The sequence below is a fragment of the Sulfurovum sp. genome (assembly GCF_041551015.1).
GTDB lineage: Bacteria > Campylobacterota > Campylobacteria > Campylobacterales > Sulfurovaceae > Sulfurovum.
This window is the reverse complement of the sequence record NZ_JBFENQ010000209.1, coordinates 1-1,803: the sequence shown is the minus strand read 5'-3', so window position 1 is coordinate 1,803 and position 1,803 is coordinate 1. Positions and strand designations below refer to the sequence as shown.

Here is a 1,803-nt window from a genome sequence, read left to right as displayed (position 1 = left end):
TCGATAAGTGCAGGCAGAGAGATCATATAGTGTAATTTAGATTTGAAAACTGTCCAATATCGTTCGGATCTACTGGATCCAGAAGCTGAAGAGACGAGATATTTATGGATATCATGGCTGATCCATAATCTTAACAGATACTCCAAAGCAAAGATACTTGTCACAAAATAGAGATCAAATTCTACAAGCCACTCAGGAATTTTATCCGTTTTACTCAAAATAAGTATAGAAATAGAAATGACAATAAGCACTATCATAAATGCATCGAAGTACTTTTTATAAGGGTAATTTACATCTTCAAGAAGTGAACGGAAAAATGATTTGATCTTTTGATAGCGTACAGAGCTGTCTATCTTATGCGAGAGTTTAACTATGAAGTCATGCATATGTTTCTACCTCCCAAAATGATTATCCCATGGTGAAGTACCAGGGATGAAATATATCTCTACCCTAGTCTCTGTTTGAGTAACTCATTTACCTTAGCAGGATTCGCAGACCCTTTGCTAGCTTTCATCGTTTGTCCGACAAAGAAGCCAAAGAGTTTGTCTTTACCGCCTTTATACTGCTCTACTTTATCCGGGTTTGCAGCCAAGATCTCATCAATGATAGCCAATATAGCTCCATCATCACTCACCTGTGCAAGTCCAAGTTCTTCGATCAATGCATCAATATCACGACTCTCATTTTCCATCATATAATCAAGGATCTCTTTAGCACCTGCCCCTGAGACAGTACTGTCAGAAATTTTAGAAACCAATGTACCCAATGTTTTAGCATCTACAGGAGAATCTTCTATCGTGTGTCCTGCTTTATTCAAACGGCCCAGTAACTCTGAAGTCAACCAGGTTACCGCTGTTTTAGGCACAGCACCATTCTCCAACATCTCTTCAAAGTAATAAGCCATCTCTTTATCTAAAGTGATCACATGTGCATCATATGACTTAATCCCAAGCTCTTCTACATAACGTTTCACTTTAGCATCTGGAAGTTCTGGCATGATCTTTGCTTCAGCTATCATCTCATCTGTCACGATAAGCGGACGAAGATCCGGGTCCGGAAAATAACGGTAATCCGCCGCTTCCTCTTTCCCTCTCATAGACTTTGTTATACCCTCTTCTACATTCCAAAGACGTGTTTCCTGATGTACTTCCTGCTCATACACATCATCTTCATACGCTTCAGTCTGTCTTTGTACTTCATAGGCTATAGCAGCCGCTACAAATTTAAACGAGTTAATGTTCTTTATCTCAACTCTTGTACCAAATGCTTCTTGCCCTTTAGGACGAATGGAAACATTCACATCACATCTAAATGATCCCTCCTGCATGTTTGCATCAGAGATATCAAGATAACGTACAGTAGAGTGAAGTTTCTTCAAGTATGCGACTGCTTCATCAGAACTTCTCATATCTGGATCAGATACGATTTCAAGCAGTGGTGTTCCTGCACGGTTCAGGTCTACTTTAGAGTGGTCACCCTCATGCATATTTTTTCCTGCATCTGCTTCAAGGTGTGCTTGAGTCATACCGATACGTTTTTGCGTACCATCTGCAAGATCTATGAACACTTCACCTTTTTGCACGATCGCTTTAGTCAGTTGTGTGATCTGATAGGCAGAAGGACTGTCCGGATAAAAATAAGATTTTCTATCAAATATTGAACTATGATTTACATTTGCATTGATCGCATACCCTAGTCTCATTGCCTTGATAGCAGCTTCCTTATTGACAACAGGTAAGGCACCCGGAAGAGCTAAACATGTAGGACAGGTATTTGTATTTTGATGCTCTGCAAAAGAGGTAG

The 1,803-nt window shown here is 39.8% G+C and carries 1 protein-coding gene and 1 pseudogene; both read right to left on the bottom strand.

Features of this window, described 5'->3' with window-relative positions; genetic code table 11:
• Nucleotides 1–386, bottom strand: a pseudogene (locus ABZC96_RS09880) (hypothetical protein); the annotation flags it as partial.
• Between the two features lie 59 nt (nucleotides 387–445).
• Nucleotides 446–1,803: Asp-tRNA(Asn)/Glu-tRNA(Gln) amidotransferase subunit GatB (gene gatB / locus ABZC96_RS09875; RefSeq protein ID WP_373030829.1), on the bottom strand; the 1,358-nt coding region annotated here is incomplete at its 5' end.